This is a genomic window from Niallia taxi, from assembly GCF_004005475.1.
Lineage (GTDB): Bacteria > Bacillota > Bacilli > Bacillales > Cytobacillaceae > Niallia > Niallia taxi.
The window spans coordinates 71,759-88,635 of record NZ_RZTZ01000003.1 but is presented as its reverse complement, the minus strand read 5'-3'; the positions used below and the strand labels follow the sequence as shown (position 1 = coordinate 88,635).

Here is a 16,877-nt window from a genome sequence, read left to right as displayed (position 1 = left end):
TTTTATTGTAAAAGAGAAGGCATTCAACCTTGCTTTTACTTGTATATTAAAGAAGGAGGAAGACGGAATGTACAGTATAAAGAAAGCAGCTGTTATTGGTTCAGGGGTCATGGGATCGGCTATTGCTGCACATTTGGCAAATGTGGGTATTGCAACATTGCTTCTTGATAAAATACCCACAAGCCTCTCGGAAGAGGAGCAATCAAAAGGCCTAACCCTCTCTGACAAAGAAGTTCGCAACAGGTTTGCCGCACAGGCGCTTCAAAGGATAAAAATAAGCAAGCCGAGCATGCTCACTGCAGGTAGTCATATGAAAATGCTGGAAATAGGCAATACCGAAGATGATTTGGAAAGGTTGAAGGAAGCAGATTGGATTATTGAGGTTATTACAGAGGAAATAACTGCGAAAAAGGCACTGTTTCAAAAAGTAGATGAAGTAAGACGACAGGGGTCCATTATCAGCAGCAATACATCAGGAATATCCATTACACAGATGAAAGAAGGGCTGTCAGATGATTTTCAAGCCCATTTTTTAGGTACTCATTTCTTTAATCCGCCACGATATATATCATTGCTTGAATTCATTCCTACAAACAAAACCTCAAGTGAAGTTGTTTCCTTTATGAAATCATTTGCTGAAACCATCTTAGGAAGGGTAGTGGTAGAAGCCAAGGATACTCCTAACTTTATTGCTAACCGGATCGGCGCACATGCTTTTCTTACTTCATTGGAAGCTATGGTCCAGATGGATATGACAATCAGTGAAGTAGATCAGCTGACAGGACCACTTATTGGCAGAACAAAGAGTGCTACCTTCCAAACGTTAGATATGGTTGGATTAGATACATTTTTTCATACTGTTAAAAATGTTCATAATCGAACAAAGGATAATCTGGAAAAGGAGCAGTATAAGATTCCAGCATTCCTGCTAGAAATGCTCAATGAAAACCTGTTAGGAAGGAAAACAAAGCAAGGGTTCTATAAGAAGACAAAGGGAAAAGTACTAGTCCTTAATTATCACACGATGCAATATGAAGAAGAAGAACTAAAGCCAAAAAGAAGCGAGAAGCGTAAAAAGCTGAAGGAGCTTATTTATAATAACAGTGCAGAAGGAAACTTTTTATGGAAAAGTGTTATGCCATATTTGCTTTATTCTGGTGAACACGCAAGAGAGATTGCAGACAATATCTCTCAAATAGATTTAGCAATCAAGACAGGGTTTAACTGGAAAAGTGGACCGTTTGAAACATGGGATGAAATAGGGCTGACTGAATCACTTGAAAAGCTGAAGCAGGAGAATCAGAAACTGCCTGAATGGATTGAGCAAATGATCGAGGATGGCTTTACTAGCTTTTATAAAAGGATAGATGGAAAACAATTCTATTATCATAATGGCAAGTATGTACCAATTCCGCTTACGAGCGATCAATATCGATTAGAGTATAAAAAGCAAAATGGCGGCATACTTGCTTCAAATAAAGCGGCAAGTATTGTTGACATGGAAGATGATGTGCTCCTTTTTGAAATGCATAGTCCAAATAATGTCATCGGCATGGATATGATTAAGATGCTGAACAAAGCAGTGGATATTGTGGAAAATACGGACAGAATGAAAGGTCTTGTGATAGGAAGCAGCGGCAAAAACTTCAGTGCAGGAGCAAATTTGGCGATGATGCTCCTTGAAGCACAGAATAAGGATTATATCGAGCTACAGGTAGTGGTGAAGGAGTTTCAAGATGTTCTGAAGCGCATCAAGTATTGCAAAAAACCAGTCGTCGCAGCAAGCCATCGTAAAACATTAGGCGGCGGTGCAGAAATCTGTCTTGCAGCTGCGAAGATTCATGCCTCCATCGAAACATATATTGGCCTAGTCGAGACGAGTGCAGGACTCATCCCAGGCGGTGGTGGAACGAAGGAGCTGTACTTAAATGTGCTGGCAGAGCAGGAAAACCCAAATGTTGTTGCAGCAGCAGCGCAGGCCTTTCAAGCAATATTGACGAGCAATGTGTCCACATCAGCAGAAGAGGGCAAGGCAACAAGCTTTCTAAAGAGCAGCGATACGATAACATTTAACAGCCTGAATGTTATGGAAGAGGCTAAATATGCCGTAATTGACATATTCGATAATGGTTATGAGCCCAGAACAGAAACGAAAATACCCGTCGCAGGCAAACAAGGCTATCAATTTCTAATGGGTCTTGTGAAAGAATTTGCAGTCAAAGGTGCAATAACAAAACATGGTGAAGTTATTGCAGAGAAGCTTGCATACGTTATAACTGGCGGAGATGTAGAGGTCCATACGGAAGTGGAGGAAGATTATTTATTGAAATTGGAAAGACAGGCGTTTATTGACCTTTTGAGGGAAAAAGAGACGATAAAAAGAATGTTGCATGTGTTAACTGCGGGTAAGCCCCTGCCATTATAGACAGAAGATGAAGGAGTGGAGAAATGATGATTAAAGGCGGAAGTTTTTTGCTTGAAGATTCAAGCTGGAAAGATGTATACACACCAGAGGATTTTTCAGAGGAGCATGAGCTTATTGGAGAAATGACAAATGACTTCGTACGTAATTCCGTTATGCCTCATTTGGACAGCATGGAAAAACACGACTTTAAAAAGGTGCTTGAGCTGATGAAGCAGGCAGGAGAACTTGGTCTGCTTAGTGCTGATGTGCCAGAAATGTTTGGAGGAGCTGGGCTTGATAAAATAAGCTCTGCCATTATTTCTGAAAAAATGTCCATCGCTGGAGGCTTTTCGATAACACATGGAGCACATGTCGGAATTGGTTCACTGCCAATCATCCTGTTTGGTAATGTGGAGCAGAAGCAAAAGTACTTGCCTGCATTAGCTACAGGAGAAAAGATTGCATCCTATTGCCTAACAGAGCCTACAGCAGGATCTGATGCACTAGGGATAAAAACAACAGCAACATTAAATGACGAAGGAACTCATTATATATTGAAGGGGCAAAAACAGTGGATTACTAATGCCGGCATCGCAGATATTTTCACTGTTTATGCTAAGATCGATGGCAAGGAATATTCTGCCTTTATTGTTGAACGTGAATTTCCAGGTGTATCAATCGGCAAGGAAGAGAAAAAACTTGGTATTAAAAGCTCCTCCACTTGTTCTGTAATATTGGATAATGTGCTTGTACCAAAAGAAAACCTACTTGGAGAAAAAGGGAAAGGACATCTCATTGCCCTAAATGTTTTAAATATGGGCAGGTTTAAATTAGGTATGGGAGCAATTGGCGCAAGCAAGGAAGCATTGAAGGTGACTGTGCCATATATAAAAAATCGCAAGCAATTTCAAACACCAATTTCTGAATTTCCACTGACAAAAGCAAAAGTAGCCACATTGGCGTCATTGCTGTATGCATCCGAAAGCTCTGTGTATCGGACAGCAGGATTATTATCAGACGCCCTTGACCCGTTGGAGGGAACAGAGGGTTGGAAAATTCCTGCCAAACTTGTTAATGAATATAGTATGGAATGCAGCTTGAATAAAATATTTTCATCTGAGGCATTAGACAAGATAGTCGATGAATGTTTACAGCTTCATGGAGGCAATGGCTTTATGGAGGACTACGCGATTTCAAGAATGTATCGCGATTCAAGGATTAACCGCATTTTCGAAGGCACAAATGAAATTAACCTATTGGCCGTACCAGGAAATTATTTAAGAAAAGCGATGAAGGGTGATGTCCCGTTATTTGCTGCAGCAAAGGCTATTGAGCGCGAAATGATTACCTTTATTCCGAGTGAGCCTGATGGGAGCATCCTTTCTCAGGAAAAATTGTTTGTGAGAAACGGCAAAAAGATAGTGCTTATACTACTAGGTTTATTAGCGAAAAAGTATACAACGGAAATAGAGCAGCAGCAAGAGGCACTCAGCTCCATTGCAACAATCATATCCCATGTGTTTGCAATGGAATCATGTATTCTGCGTACGGAAAAAGCAATTGCAACAACGAATTCAGAAGAAAAACAAAAGCTGTTATATACAGAAATTTATTGTCAGGAGGCATTTCAAATCATTAATACCGAAGCCCAAGATACACTAGCATACATGGAATCTGGAGATGACTTGCGCCTTGCTCTATCAGTGCTCAAAAAGTATACAAGATTTTTACCAAAGCCATTGATTGCATTAAAAAGGGAAGCTGCTGAAAAAGTGATTGCGGCAGATGAGTATATTGTATAAATTAAGGCTACTAAAATAAGCTTTACTTACAACCTGAATGATTATGTGTAATTTTAATAATTCGCATAGTCATTCAGGTTCTTTCCTTGTTTTTTTTTGTTAAGAGTTACGTATAACCAGATTATCAATTATTCGTCTTTCGAAGGTTTTCAATAATGTCTTTATATTCTAATCAATATATTTAGAAAATGAATGTTATGAATTTATCTTGATATATGATAATATTCAATTATAAATTTAAAAAATACATAAGTAAGGTGATCGTATGGAACTTACATTTTATTGGTATCCAAAATGCAGCACTTGCCGAAATGCAAAAAAATGGCTGGATGAAAATGGGGTAGGTTACAAAGAAGTACATATCGTGGAAAATCCTCCTTCACGCTCTACGCTTGAAGACCTATATAAACATAGCGGCTTAGAATTAAAGAAATTCTTTAATACTAGCGGCCAGCGTTATCGCGATCTTGGCTTGAAGGATAAGATGAAAGATATGTCGGATTCAGAGCTTCTCGATATACTTGCTTCTGATGGCATGCTGATTAAACGTCCTTTCACTACAGATGGAAAAAAGGTTACGTTAGGGTTTAAGGAAGAGGATTTTAAACAAAGCTGGACATAATAGTGCCGCTTGAAGGATATTAATCTATTTGGAGGGATAAGCATTGAGTACACCGAAAGATTTGCGCTATTCAGAAGAACATGAATGGGTAAAAGTTGAAGGAGAAAATGTACGAGTTGGGATTACACATTTTGCTCAATCAGAATTAGGAGACATCGTATTTGTTGAACTTCCAGAGGTTGGAGATGAAGTAAAAGCGGACGAGCCTTTCGGCAGTGTAGAATCTGTCAAAACAGTTTCTGAACTATATGCACCAATCAGCGGCAAAGTAGTAGAAGTAAACGAAGATCTAAGTGATAATCCTGAATATGTAAATGAATCTCCATATGAAAAAGCTTGGATGATTGTTGTTGAACCAACTAATCTTGCAGATGTTGAGCAATTGATGACAGTTGAACAATATGAAGAAATGACAAACGAAAACTGATTTAAGATGAAGCGCCGGCATTTGCATTTCGGCGCTTCTTTGTGTATAAATGCCGATAACTTTAACTACTAAAGGCAATATGTTAAAGTATTACATAATAAAACCTCCTCAAACTGGGGAGAATATGCTGCAAAAATAATATTCATCAGGTGATATAATGGATAAAATTATTATTGTAGAAGGTACATCAGATAAGCGAAAAGTAAAGGATATTGTCAGAGAGCCAGTGGGAATTATTTGTACAAACGGAACAATCGGTATTGCGAAATTAGATGATCTTATTGAAGATTTATTTGAAAAGGATGTATATATACTCGTGGATGCAGATACATCCGGGGAGAAAATAAGAAAGCTGTTCAGGAAGGAATTGCCTGAGGCAGAGCATATTTTTATTAATAAAATGTATCGTGAAGTCGCAGCAGCACCAGATCAGCATATTGCGTCTGTTTTGCTGCAGGCTAATATTGATATTCACCCTAAATTTTTGGATATGAGGATGAACTAGGTATGGTTGAATGGACAGAAAAGGGGCTGCAGACTGCCTTAAAAGATAAAGGACAATTTTTCCTTTATTTATACACACCGATGTGTGGCACTTGTATGGTAGCAAGCAAAATGCTCACTGTTGTGGAAACAATGAACAATGACTTTTCTATAGGAAAAATGGATCTGAATTATGCGCCTGACTTAGCAGAAGCGTACAAAATAGAAAGTGTTCCATGTTTATTAATTTTTAATGATGGAGACCTAAAAGAAAAAGTATACCGCTTTGAGTCTGTACCGCATTTGTTGGAAAAGATGTCTATATAGTTCTTTATCATTCGACAGAAATATTCATATTTCCTGGGAAATGATGAAACATGTCAAAAAGTATTTTCTTAAACGTAAAGGGATACAAGCAAGCAGGCAGAATACCTATCTATATGAAAATATAGAGGGTGTGGATAAATGCAGCAGATGTTCGATCAGCTTGTAAATAACTTAAATACAAATCACGTTATTAAGCCGCTATTAAGAAAAGAAGCTTTTATCCTAGAATTAGATTGTGAGGGAAAGGCATTTTACTTAGAGCTAAGGAATGGTGTCTTCTCTGTTTTAACAACAACAGAGGAAAAGAATATATGCTTGAAGGGTGAACGGGGAGTGCTGCAGGACGTATTGCATGGAAAAGTTCTCCTACGCCAGGCGAAAAAGAAACGGACAGTAGAAGTACATTCCTCCTTAAGAAAGTTATTGCTGTTAGAATCGATTCTTCATTTAGTCAATGTAAATGAACCGGCAGTTTGCAAGCGGTGCTCCTAAAAAAATACCTCTTATTAAAAAGGGGTATTTTTTTATATTACTATAATTTATTAGAATTGTAGGAATTTTCATTTCGTTTATATGATAACTCTTTATTGTCAGTAATAATGGGGAATACAGAAAAAAACCTAGTTTATATTATTGTCAGAAAATATGACAGCTATTTTATGAATAATTCAGAAAAAATACTATATTGGGAACTTAAAAAAAATGATTGACACTTCCTGTTTACACATGGTACATTACGACTATCAAATTTAACAACGTACTTATTATAACTATATATTCTATACTCTTATCGAGAGAGGTGGAGGGATGTGCCCTATGAAGCCCGGCAACCGTCGTAATTTGACATGGTGCCAATTCACACAAAGCGTTTGCTTTGATAGATGAGAGGAAGGTTGAATGATAATGCCTTTCTGCTCATTTTATACAAGCGGGAAGGCTTTTTTTATGGCAAAAAGTATGGAATGGACTAATTCGTAAAACAATACTTACGATAATAAGTAGTAGGATCATTTGATAAGACAGTAAAGTAGGTGATTAGTCATGATTAATATCCAAAAGGTTAAAAAAATATATCCTTCTAAACGAGGTAAAGTTACAGCAGTCGACAGCGTCAACCTTACGATAGATAAAGGCGAAATTTTTGGAGTCATCGGATACAGCGGTGCAGGAAAAAGTACGTTGATACGTATGCTCAATGGTCTTGAAATTCCTTCAGAGGGAACCGTTTCTGTAGCAGGCTACGAGGTTTCGAAAATAAAAGGGCGCAAGCTTAGACAGGCACGTCAGGAAATCAGCATGATTTTCCAGCATTTTAATTTGCTGTGGTCAAGAACGGTTAAACAAAATATTAGCTTTCCACTTGAAATAGCTGGTGTTGGTAAAGCGGAGCGTGATAAGAAGGTTCTTGAGCTAATCAAGCTTGTTGGGCTTGAAGGAAGAGAAGATGCCTATCCATCACAGCTAAGCGGTGGTCAAAAACAGCGTGTCGGTATTGCAAGAGCGCTAGCGAGCGACCCTAAAGTGTTACTTTGTGATGAAGCAACATCTGCTCTTGATCCACAAACGACTGATGCTATTTTAGATTTGCTTGTAGACATCAATAAACGCTTAGGGCTTACTATTGTTCTGATTACACATGAAATGCATGTTATCCGCAAAATTTGTCATCGCGTTGCAGTGATGGAAGGCGGCCGAGTCGTGGAAACAGGTCCTGTAATTGATGTTTTCAAACAGCCGGAGCAAGACATTACAAAAAGGTTTGTACAGCAAGTTATTGAGCCTGATGAGGCGAAAGATACGATTGAGCATCTAGTTGCGAATTATAAAACAGGCAAAATCATCATGCTTGGGTTTGTCGGTGAAAGTGCAGAAAAACCGATTATTACGCAGTTGATTCGCTCATTTGATATAACAGTGAACATCATTCAAGGTAAGATTTCACCAACCCAAAACGGTTCATACGGAACACTGTATGTCCATTTGGATGGTAAAGGGGAAGAAGTTGACAAAGCAATTCAATTTCTTCAATCACAAGAAATCAGCGTGGAGGTGATTGAAGGATGACACAATTATTTCCGAATGTAGATTGGGAAAAAATGTGGGCAGCTACTGGAGAAACACTTTATATGACAGGCTATTCCATTGTTGTCACATTTGTATTAGGTTTAATATTAGGAATTACGCTGTTTCTAACAGCAAAAGGGAATATGTGGAGCAATGTGGTCATCAATAAGATCATCAGTGCTATCGTTAATATTTTCCGGTCTATTCCTTTCATTATATTAATTGTTCTGCTTATACCATTCACAAAGCTGCTTGTCGGCAGCATGATTGGTGCAGAAGCTGCATTACCAGCCTTGATAATCGGTGCAGCACCGTTTTATGCAAGACTAGTGGAAATTGGTTTGAGAGAAGTGGACAAAGGCGTAATTGAAGCAGCCAAGTCCATGGGAGCAAAACCGATGACAATTATACTTAAGGTACTAATACCCGAATCTTTACCAGCATTAGTATCTGGTATTACCGTTACTGCAATCGCCCTTGTTGGTTCAACAGCAATGGCAGGAGTTATTGGGGCAGGAGGATTAGGAAACCTAGCATATTTGGAAGGCTTCCAGCGCAACAGATCTGATGTCACATTAATGGCAACTATTATTGTTCTTGTTATCGTTTTTATTATCCAATTTATTGGAGACTTTATCACATCGAAGATTGACAAAAGATAATAGCATGATCATGATTTTCTTTCACAAGCTTGTGTGAGACAAATCATTCCATGATAAAAAACAAAAAAAAGAGGGGTAATTAGCATGAAGAAATTATTGTCTTTACTATTCGCTGTAACATTATTGTTGGCTTTAGCTGCTTGCGGTGCTTCTAAGGATGAAGATTCATCATCAGACAGCAGTGATACAAAGAAATTGGTTGTTGGAGCATCAAATGTTCCCCATGCTGAAATTTTAGAAAAAGCAAAACCAATCTTAGCTGAAAAAGGCATTGACTTAGAAATTAAAGTATTCCAAGACTATATCCTTCCGAATAAATCGTTAGAATCTAAAGAATTGGATGCGAACTATTTCCAACACATTCCTTACCTTGAGCAACAAATTAAAGAAAATGGTTATGATTTTGTAAATGCTGGTGCCATTCACATTGAACCAATGGCTGTTTACTCTAAAAAATACAAAAGCTTAAGCGATCTTCCAGATGGTGCAACAGTTATTTTCTCTAACTCAGTAGCAGAACAAGGACGTGTACTTTCTTTATTGGAAAAAGGCGGCTTAATCAAGCTTAAAGATGGCGTTGAAAAAGTAGATGCTACAATTGATGACATTGCTGAAAACCCAAAGAATATCAAGTTTAAACCAGATTATGAGCCATCCCTATTGCCTCAAATCTATAACAACGACGAAGGTGATGCTGTTGTTATCAATGCTAACTATGCATTAGATGCAGGCTTAAACCCAGTTGATGATTCTATTGAAATTGAAGGCAGTGAGTCTCCATATGCAAACATCATCACAGTTCGCAAAGGTGACGAAAACAAAGAAGAAATCAAAACACTTGTTGAGGTTCTTCATTCTAAAGAAATCCAAGATTTCATTAAAGAAGAATATAAAGGTGCAGTTATCCCTGTAACAGAATAATACCCGAACGAAACGCTTTAGGCCTTTGCCTAGAGCGTTTTTTTTTTAGGAATAAGAATGCCTGCAAATATCAATACTAAGTTTGCAATTCAATACTGTGATAATGCCGTATAAATGACTTTTATAAGTTAATTTTTTTGAAAAATGGAGGAATTATTGATGGATATGCAAACACATGGTTCAATTGGGAATGCGATTCACAACTATAAAGAAGGCATGGGGACTTTTACAAAAAAAATGCCTGAGCTTGCTGAATTATTTAACGCTTATACAGAAAAATGCTTTCAAGAAGGGCATTTATCTCAAAAGGAAAAGCAGCTTATCGCCCTTGGAATAAGTCTTTATTCTCAAGATGAGTACTGTATTATCTATCATGTTAAAGGCTGTATTGACCAAGGAGCAACAGAAGCGGAGATTCTTGAGGCAATCGGTGTCACTGCCGCTTTTGGTGGTGGAGCTGTAATGAGTCAGGCTGTTACGTTAGTTCAAGAAGCAATGACAGAATTTACATCTATCCAGCAATAATTTAGATGCAAAAGTAAGGAGCCGGGTTTAGAGTGTATCTCCCGGCTCCTTCTTCGTGATTTTTTAGAGATATATAATAAGGAAGTAAAATGTCTTTTGCCTAAAAGCAGAACGTTTCCGGTTGGTATGAAATTCCACCAATATCCTACAAGAAAATCAAATAATCGGGATATTTTTAAAAATAAACAATATTTGTTATTATTATGTATAACGTACAAATAAGTTTAAGGCATCAAAGGTTGCCATTAGATTTTATTTGTTATAAGATTAGAATGATAATAAATTGATAATGAAGTTTCGACAATTTTGTGAACAAAACTTCTTTTACTGTGGAGGTATTAAATAATGGGTCAATCTAAATTAGTAATTAATGACTTACATGTAGCAATTGATGAGAAAGAAATTATCAAGGGTTTAAACCTTGAAGTTAAAGGCGGAGAAATCCATGCTATCATGGGACCAAATGGTACTGGTAAATCAACTCTTTCTTCTGCAATCATGGGACATCCTAAGTATGAAGTAACAAGCGGAAGTGTTTCTCTTGATGACGAGGATGTATTGGAAATGGAAGTAGACGAGCGTGCCCGTGCTGGCCTTTTCTTGGCAATGCAATACCCAAGTGAAATCAGCGGTGTCACAAATGCTGACTTCTTGCGTTCTGCACTTAACAGCAGACTAGGTGAAGGCAATGAAATTTCATTGATGAAATTTATCCGTAAAATGGACAGCAACATGGAATTCTTGGAAATGGATCCAGATATGGCACAAAGATACTTGAATGAAGGTTTCTCTGGCGGTGAAAAGAAACGTAATGAGATTCTTCAATTGATGATGCTTGAGCCGAAAATTGCTATCTTAGATGAAATCGATTCTGGTTTGGATATCGATGCATTGAAAGTCGTTTCTAAAGGTATCAACCAAATGCGCGGCGAAGACTTCGGTTGCCTAATTATTACACATTACCAAAGACTATTGAACTACATTACACCTGATTTCGTCCATGTCATGATGCAAGGTCGCATTGTTAAGTCTGGCGGACCAGAACTAGCAGCACGCCTTGAAGCAGAAGGTTATGATTGGATTAAGCAAGAGCTTGGAATTGAAGACGAAACAGTTGGACAAGAAGCGTAATAGTTAGGAGGACCCTACCAATGACAACGGAAATTAAATTACCATTTGATCAGGAATATATCACTTCCTTTTCAAAAGATATGGGTGAACCAGCTTGGTTAACAGATTTGCGTGTGAAAGCATTAGAATTGGCTGAAGACCTGCCAATGCCAAAGCCTGACAAAACAAACATCAAGAACTGGAACTTCACTCAAATAGATAAACATATCGTGAGCAGTGAGGATTTCGACAGTGTAAATGATTTGCCTGAAGAGGCAAAAGCATTGATCGACCTGGAAAACAATAAGACTCTTTATATACAACGCAACAACCGCCCTACTTTTATTGCTGTTTCTAACGAGCTAAAGGAAAAAGGTGTGATTTTCACAGACATTTTCACAGCAGCAAGAGAGCACGGCGACCTTTTGCAAAAATATTTCATGAAGGATGCTGTAAAGGTTGATGAGCACAAATTAACAGCATTACATGCAGCATTGCTGAATGGTGGAGTATTCCTTTACATTCCGAAAAATGTTGAAGTAGAAGAGCCGATTCAATCAATCTTCCTTCATGATGACGAGGAAACAAACTTGTTTAACCATGTATTGGTTGTGGCAGAAGATAATAGCTCTGTTGTTTATGTGGAAAACTATCTGTCTGTTGCAGAACCGAAGGAAGCAGTTTTCAACATTGTTACAGAGGTTATAGCGAATGCAAATGCTAGAGTACAATATGGTGCTGTTGACAACTTGGCTGCTGGTGTTACAACATATGTAAACAGACGTGGTGTTGCTAACCGTGATGCTAAAATTGAATGGGCATTAGGCTTCATGAATGATGGCAACACAATCAGTGAAAATACAACAAACCTTATGGGCGACGGTTCATTTGGTGATACGAAATCTGTTGTTGTTGGACGTGGAGAGCAAAAACAAAACTTCACAACACAGGTCGTACACTTCGGGAAAGCTTCTGAAGGCTATATCTTGAAGCATGGTGTTATGAAGGACAGCGCATCATCCATCTTCAATGGTATTGGTAAAATTGAGCATGGAGCTACAAAAGCGAATGCTGAACAAGAATCACGCGTACTTATGTTAAGTGAAAAAGCACGCGGAGATGCTAACCCAATCCTTCTTATTGACGAAGATGATGTAACAGCAGGACATGCTGCATCTGTCGGCAGAGTAGATCCACTTCAGCTTTACTATTTGATGAGCCGCGGTATTCCAAAGCATGAAGCAGAAAGACTTGTTATTCATGGCTTCTTGGCTCCTGTAGTGGAACAGCTTCCAATTGAAGGGGTTAAAAAGCAATTGGTTGAGGTAATCGAAAGGAAAGTAAAATAATGAATATCAAAGATGTTCGTCCATACTTCCCAATCCTGAATCAAGAAGTCAACGGTCATCCTTTGGTATATTTAGATAGTGCTGCTACGTCACAAAAGCCAGTGCAAGTTATTGAAGCATTGGAAAAGTACTATAGAGAATACAACTCTAATGTCCATCGTGGTGTTCATACACTTGGAACAAGAGCTACTGATGGTTATGAAGGCGCAAGAGAAAAAGTCAAAAACTTTATCAATGCTAATTCTACGGAAGAGATTATTTTTACTAGAGGTACAACGACTGCACTTAATACAGTTGCCCAAAGCTATGCGATGGCTAATCTAAAGGAGGGAGACGAAATTGTCATCTCTCCGATGGAGCACCACAGCAATATTATTCCTTGGCAGCAAGTGGCAAAAAGAACAGGTGCTGTTCTGAAGTACTTGCCTCTTCAAGCGGATGGCACCATTAGTTTGGCAGATGTGGAGGAAACGATCACGGACTCAACGAAGCTTGTATCTGTGACGTATGTTTCCAATGTGCTTGGTGTTATTAACCCTGTAAAGGAAATTGGTGCAATTGCCCACAAAGCTGGTGCAGTGCTCGTAGTAGATGCTGCTCAGGCAGCTCCACACTTAAAGGTAGACGTACAGGATATTGACTGTGATTTCCTAGGCTTTTCTGGTCATAAGATGTGCGGTCCAACAGGGATCGGTGTTTTATATGGCAAAAAGCAGTTGCTTGAGAACATGGAACCAATCGAATTCGGCGGTGAGATGATTGATTTTGTAGGACTGTATGAATCTACATGGAAGGAGCTTCCATGGAGGTTTGAAGCAGGTACACCAATCATAGCCGGAGCAATTGGACTAGGAGCAGCAATTGACTTTTTAGAAGAGATTGGCCTAGATACGATTACAGAGCATGAGCATAAGCTTGCTGCATATGCGATGGAAAAAATGTCTACAGTCGATGGTCTGACAATTTATGGTCCGAAAAGTGCCGAGAACAGAGCTGGTGTTATCACATTTAATATCGAGGATGTTCATCCTCATGATGTGGCAACAGTGCTTGACGCTGAAGGTATTGCTGTGAGGGCAGGCCATCACTGTGCACAGCCATTGATGAAATGGCTGAACGTTTCTGCAACTGCGAGGGCAAGCTTCTACCTCTATAATTCCGAAGATGATGTTGATAAATTTGTTGACGGAATTGTTAAAACAAAGGAGTATTTCAGCGATGTCTTTTAATAATTTAGATACACTTTACAGAAGTGTCATTATGGATCATTATAAAAATCCCCGCAATAAAGGGGTTTTAGAAGGCAGTCTGACTGTAAACATGAATAATCCGACCTGCGGTGACCGCATTCTGCTGACATTGCAAGTAGAGGATGGCATTGTAAAAGACGCAAAATTTGATGGGGAAGGCTGCTCCATCAGTATGTCTTCCGCATCCATGATGACACAGGCGATCAAAGGGAAAAAGGTAGAGGAAGCATTCGGGCTATCAAAAACCTTTTCTGATATGATGCAAGGCAAGGATTATAGTGAAGATATAGATTTAGGGGATATTGAAGCACTTCAAGGTGTTTGCAAATTCCCTGCGAGAATTAAATGTGCAACACTAGCATGGAAGGCAATGGAAAAGGGCTTTAATGAGGGTCTAAACTAATTAAAGATCCCTTTTCTTCTTATCCAAGGTAAGCAGGCTGCATATAGAATGGAGGAAAACGAAATGGCAAAAAAAGCACCCGATATTGGGGATTATAAATATGGATTCTCAGACAAAGACGTTTCTATCTTTCGTTCTAAGCGTGGTTTAACGAAAGAAATCGTCGAAGAAATTTCAAAAATGAAGGAAGAGCCGCAATGGATGCTTGACTTCCGCTTAAAGTCTCTTGAGCATTTTTACAATATGCCAATGCCACAATGGGGCGGAGATTTGGCTTCATTGAACTTTGATGAAATCACTTACTACGTAAAACCATCTGAAAAAACAGAACGTTCTTGGGATGAAGTACCAGAAGAAATCAAGCAAACTTTCGATAAGCTTGGTATTCCAGAAGCGGAACAAAAGTATCTTGCAGGTGTTTCTGCTCAGTACGAATCTGAGGTTGTTTATCACAATATGCAAGAAGACTTGGAGAATATGGGTATTGTCTTCAAGGACACAGACTCAGCATTAAAAGAAAACGAAGATGTTTTCCGTGAGCACTGGGCGACTGTAATCCCACCTACTGATAACAAGTTTGCTGCATTAAACTCAGCAGTTTGGTCTGGTGGTTCCTTCATCTATGTACCAAAAGGAATCAAAGTGGATACGCCGCTACAAGCGTACTTCCGTATTAACTCAGAAAATATGGGTCAGTTCGAAAGAACATTGATCATCGTTGATGAAGGGGCACATGTTCATTATGTTGAGGGCTGTACAGCTCCTGTTTATACAACAAACTCCCTTCATAGTGCAGTAGTTGAAATTATCATCAAAAAAGATGCTTATTGCCGCTATACTACAATTCAAAATTGGGCTAACAACGTATACAACCTTGTTACAAAAAGAGCTGTATGTGATGCAAATGCTACAATGGAATGGATTGACGGTAATATCGGAAGTAAATTAACGATGAAATATCCTGCTGTTATCTTAAAAGGTGAAGGCGCAAGAGGAATGACATTGTCTATCGCTCTTGCAGGTAAAGGTCAGCACCAAGATGCTGGTGCGAAAATGATTCACTTAGCTCCAAACACTTCTTCTACAATTGTTTCGAAATCTATTTCGAAGCAAGGCGGGAAAGTAACGTACCGCGGTATTGTTCACTTTGGCCGTAAAGCAGACGGTGCACGTGCTAATATTGAGTGTGACACATTAATAATGGATAATAAATCTACATCAGATACTATCCCTTACAATGAAATATTAAACGATAATATTTCACTTGAGCATGAGGCGAAGGTTTCTAAAGTTTCAGAAGAGCAATTATTCTACTTGATGAGCAGAGGTATTTCAGAAGAGGAAGCTACTGAAATGATCGTAATGGGCTTCATTGAGCCATTTACTAAAGAGCTGCCAATGGAATATGCTGTTGAGATGAACCGCCTAATCAAGTTTGAAATGGAAGGTTCTATCGGTTAATGTCAAAAAAATTCGTATCTAATATAGATACGAATTTTTTTTATAAAAGATTAAGTTCCTCCTGACGGTTATGTTAAGATATTGATATTGAATATATTAAAAAGGTATTATTAAAAAAACAAAACGGCTAATAGGCCATTAGGTATAGGAAGTTTTGCCGTTTTCGTCCATAATGTTATATAGAGGTGGTCATTTGATTCATATAGGCTTAACTGGTTGGGGCGATCATGATACTTTATATGGTTCCCATGTTTCTTCGCGAAATAAGCTGCAGGAATATGCAAGCTACTTCCCAGCGGTCGAAGTGGACTCCTCTTTTTATGCAATACAACCAGTAAAGAATGCGGAAAGATGGACAGGAAATACGCCAGATTCTTTCCAATTTGTCGTTAAGGCATATCAGGGGATGACAGGTCATCAAAGGGGAGAGCTTCCATTCGCAACAAAGGAAGAAATGTTTGATGCGTTCCTAGAATCTATCTCACCATATGAAGCAGCAAATAAGTTAAGTATGGTGCTTTTTCAGTTTCCTCCATGGTTTGATTGTACGAGAGCAAATGTGGATTATTTGAGGGAATGTAAGGCTAAGATGAAGGATATTCCTTGTGCATTAGAATTTCGACATCAATCATGGTTTAACAATCAATTTAAGGAAAAAACACTTTCATTTATGAAAAAAGAAAACTGGATACACAGTATTTGTGATGAGCCACAGGCAATGCCTGGTTCCATTCCAGCGATTTTGGAGCCTGTTCAAAAGGATAAGGTTCTTATCCGTTTTCATGGCAGAAATTATTATGGATGGACACAAAAAAACAATCCAAACTGGAGAGAGGTTCGTTATCTTTACAGATATAATCAGAAGGAATTGGAGGATTGGGCAGAGAATATTAAACGTTTGCACGAACAGTGTAAAAATGTCTATGTTCTATTCAACAATAATTCTGGAGGAGACGCTGCAGATAATGCGATGCAGTTAATGAAGATACTAGGCATCGAATACGAAAATCTTGCTCCAAGACAGTTGGATTTGTTTTAGCAATTTTGTGATCAAGAATCAATTTACG

17 protein-coding genes and 1 riboswitch are annotated in these 16,877 nt (G+C 38.5%); all 17 genes read left to right on the top strand.

Annotated features, from left to right (window positions below; all coding sequences use genetic code 11):
* Positions 1-67 precede the first annotated feature (67 nt).
* The 17 genes from EM808_RS09825 (at position 68) to EM808_RS09745 (ending at position 16,849) form a co-directional block, all read left to right on the top strand.
* The gene (locus EM808_RS09825; RefSeq protein WP_127738037.1) at positions 68-2,425 is read left to right on the top strand and encodes a 3-hydroxyacyl-CoA dehydrogenase/enoyl-CoA hydratase family protein; all 2,358 of its coding nucleotides are present in this window, start codon (positions 68-70) and stop codon (positions 2,423-2,425) included.
* 26 nt (positions 2,426-2,451) lie between these two features.
* Positions 2,452-4,206 carry an acyl-CoA dehydrogenase family protein gene (locus EM808_RS09820; protein ID WP_127738345.1) on the top strand — a complete coding sequence of 585 codons (1,755 nt, stop codon included), beginning with the start codon at positions 2,452-2,454 and terminating at the stop codon, positions 4,204-4,206.
* Between the two features lie 265 nt (positions 4,207-4,471).
* A complete protein-coding gene (locus EM808_RS09815) occupies positions 4,472-4,828 on the top strand; it encodes an arsenate reductase family protein (RefSeq protein ID WP_127738036.1) in 357 nt (118 codons plus the stop codon).
* Between the two features lie 43 nt (positions 4,829-4,871).
* Positions 4,872-5,255: a glycine cleavage system protein GcvH gene (gcvH, locus tag EM808_RS09810; RefSeq protein WP_127738035.1), complete on the top strand. Its 384-nt coding sequence runs from the start codon at positions 4,872-4,874 to the stop codon at positions 5,253-5,255.
* Between the two features lie 157 nt (positions 5,256-5,412).
* Complete coding sequence (locus EM808_RS09805; RefSeq protein WP_127738034.1) at positions 5,413-5,760, top strand: toprim domain-containing protein; 348 nt, start codon at positions 5,413-5,415, stop codon at positions 5,758-5,760.
* A gap of 2 nt (positions 5,761-5,762) precedes the next feature.
* Positions 5,763-6,065 (top strand): thioredoxin family protein, encoded by a 303-nt coding sequence (locus EM808_RS09800; RefSeq protein ID WP_127738033.1) that lies wholly within the window; start codon positions 5,763-5,765, stop codon positions 6,063-6,065.
* A gap of 138 nt (positions 6,066-6,203) precedes the next feature.
* Entirely contained in the window at positions 6,204-6,557 is a 354-nt protein-coding gene (locus EM808_RS09795) for a hypothetical protein (RefSeq protein ID WP_127738032.1), read from the top strand.
* A 292-nt stretch (positions 6,558-6,849) separates the two neighbouring features.
* A riboswitch (SAM riboswitch) is annotated at positions 6,850-6,953 on the top strand.
* A gap of 153 nt (positions 6,954-7,106) precedes the next feature.
* A complete protein-coding gene (locus tag EM808_RS09790; protein WP_127738031.1) occupies positions 7,107-8,129 on the top strand; it encodes a methionine ABC transporter ATP-binding protein in 1,023 nt (340 codons plus the stop codon).
* Positions 8,126-8,791: a methionine ABC transporter permease gene (locus EM808_RS09785; RefSeq protein ID WP_127738030.1), complete on the top strand. Its 666-nt coding sequence runs from the start codon at positions 8,126-8,128 to the stop codon at positions 8,789-8,791. The genes EM808_RS09790 and EM808_RS09785 overlap by 4 nt, the downstream gene beginning before the upstream one ends.
* Before the next feature lie 84 nt (positions 8,792-8,875).
* Positions 8,876-9,712, top strand: a complete 837-nt coding sequence (metQ, locus tag EM808_RS09780; protein WP_127738029.1) for a methionine ABC transporter substrate-binding lipoprotein MetQ — start codon at positions 8,876-8,878, stop codon at positions 9,710-9,712.
* A gap of 159 nt (positions 9,713-9,871) precedes the next feature.
* Positions 9,872-10,237: a carboxymuconolactone decarboxylase family protein gene (locus tag EM808_RS09775; RefSeq protein WP_127738028.1), complete on the top strand. Its 366-nt coding sequence runs from the start codon at positions 9,872-9,874 to the stop codon at positions 10,235-10,237.
* 345 nt (positions 10,238-10,582) lie between these two features.
* Complete coding sequence (sufC, locus tag EM808_RS09770) at positions 10,583-11,368, top strand: Fe-S cluster assembly ATPase SufC (protein ID WP_127738027.1); 786 nt, start codon at positions 10,583-10,585, stop codon at positions 11,366-11,368.
* A gap of 20 nt (positions 11,369-11,388) precedes the next feature.
* Entirely contained in the window at positions 11,389-12,696 is a 1,308-nt protein-coding gene (gene sufD / locus EM808_RS09765) for a Fe-S cluster assembly protein SufD (protein ID WP_127738026.1), read from the top strand.
* Positions 12,696-13,925, top strand: coding sequence for a cysteine desulfurase (locus EM808_RS09760; RefSeq protein ID WP_127738025.1), 1,230 nt, complete (start codon positions 12,696-12,698; stop codon positions 13,923-13,925). The genes sufD and EM808_RS09760 overlap by 1 nt, the downstream gene beginning before the upstream one ends.
* A complete protein-coding gene (gene sufU / locus EM808_RS09755) occupies positions 13,915-14,349 on the top strand; it encodes a Fe-S cluster assembly sulfur transfer protein SufU (protein ID WP_127738024.1) in 435 nt (144 codons plus the stop codon). The genes EM808_RS09760 and sufU overlap by 11 nt, the downstream gene beginning before the upstream one ends.
* A 63-nt stretch (positions 14,350-14,412) precedes the next feature.
* Complete coding sequence (sufB, locus tag EM808_RS09750) at positions 14,413-15,810, top strand: Fe-S cluster assembly protein SufB (protein ID WP_127738023.1); 1,398 nt, start codon at positions 14,413-14,415, stop codon at positions 15,808-15,810.
* Positions 15,811-16,003: 193 nt separating this feature from the next.
* On the top strand, positions 16,004-16,849 hold the full coding sequence (locus tag EM808_RS09745) for a DUF72 domain-containing protein (RefSeq protein WP_127738022.1): 846 nt from the start codon (positions 16,004-16,006) through the stop codon (positions 16,847-16,849).
* Positions 16,850-16,877: the final 28 nt, after the last annotated feature.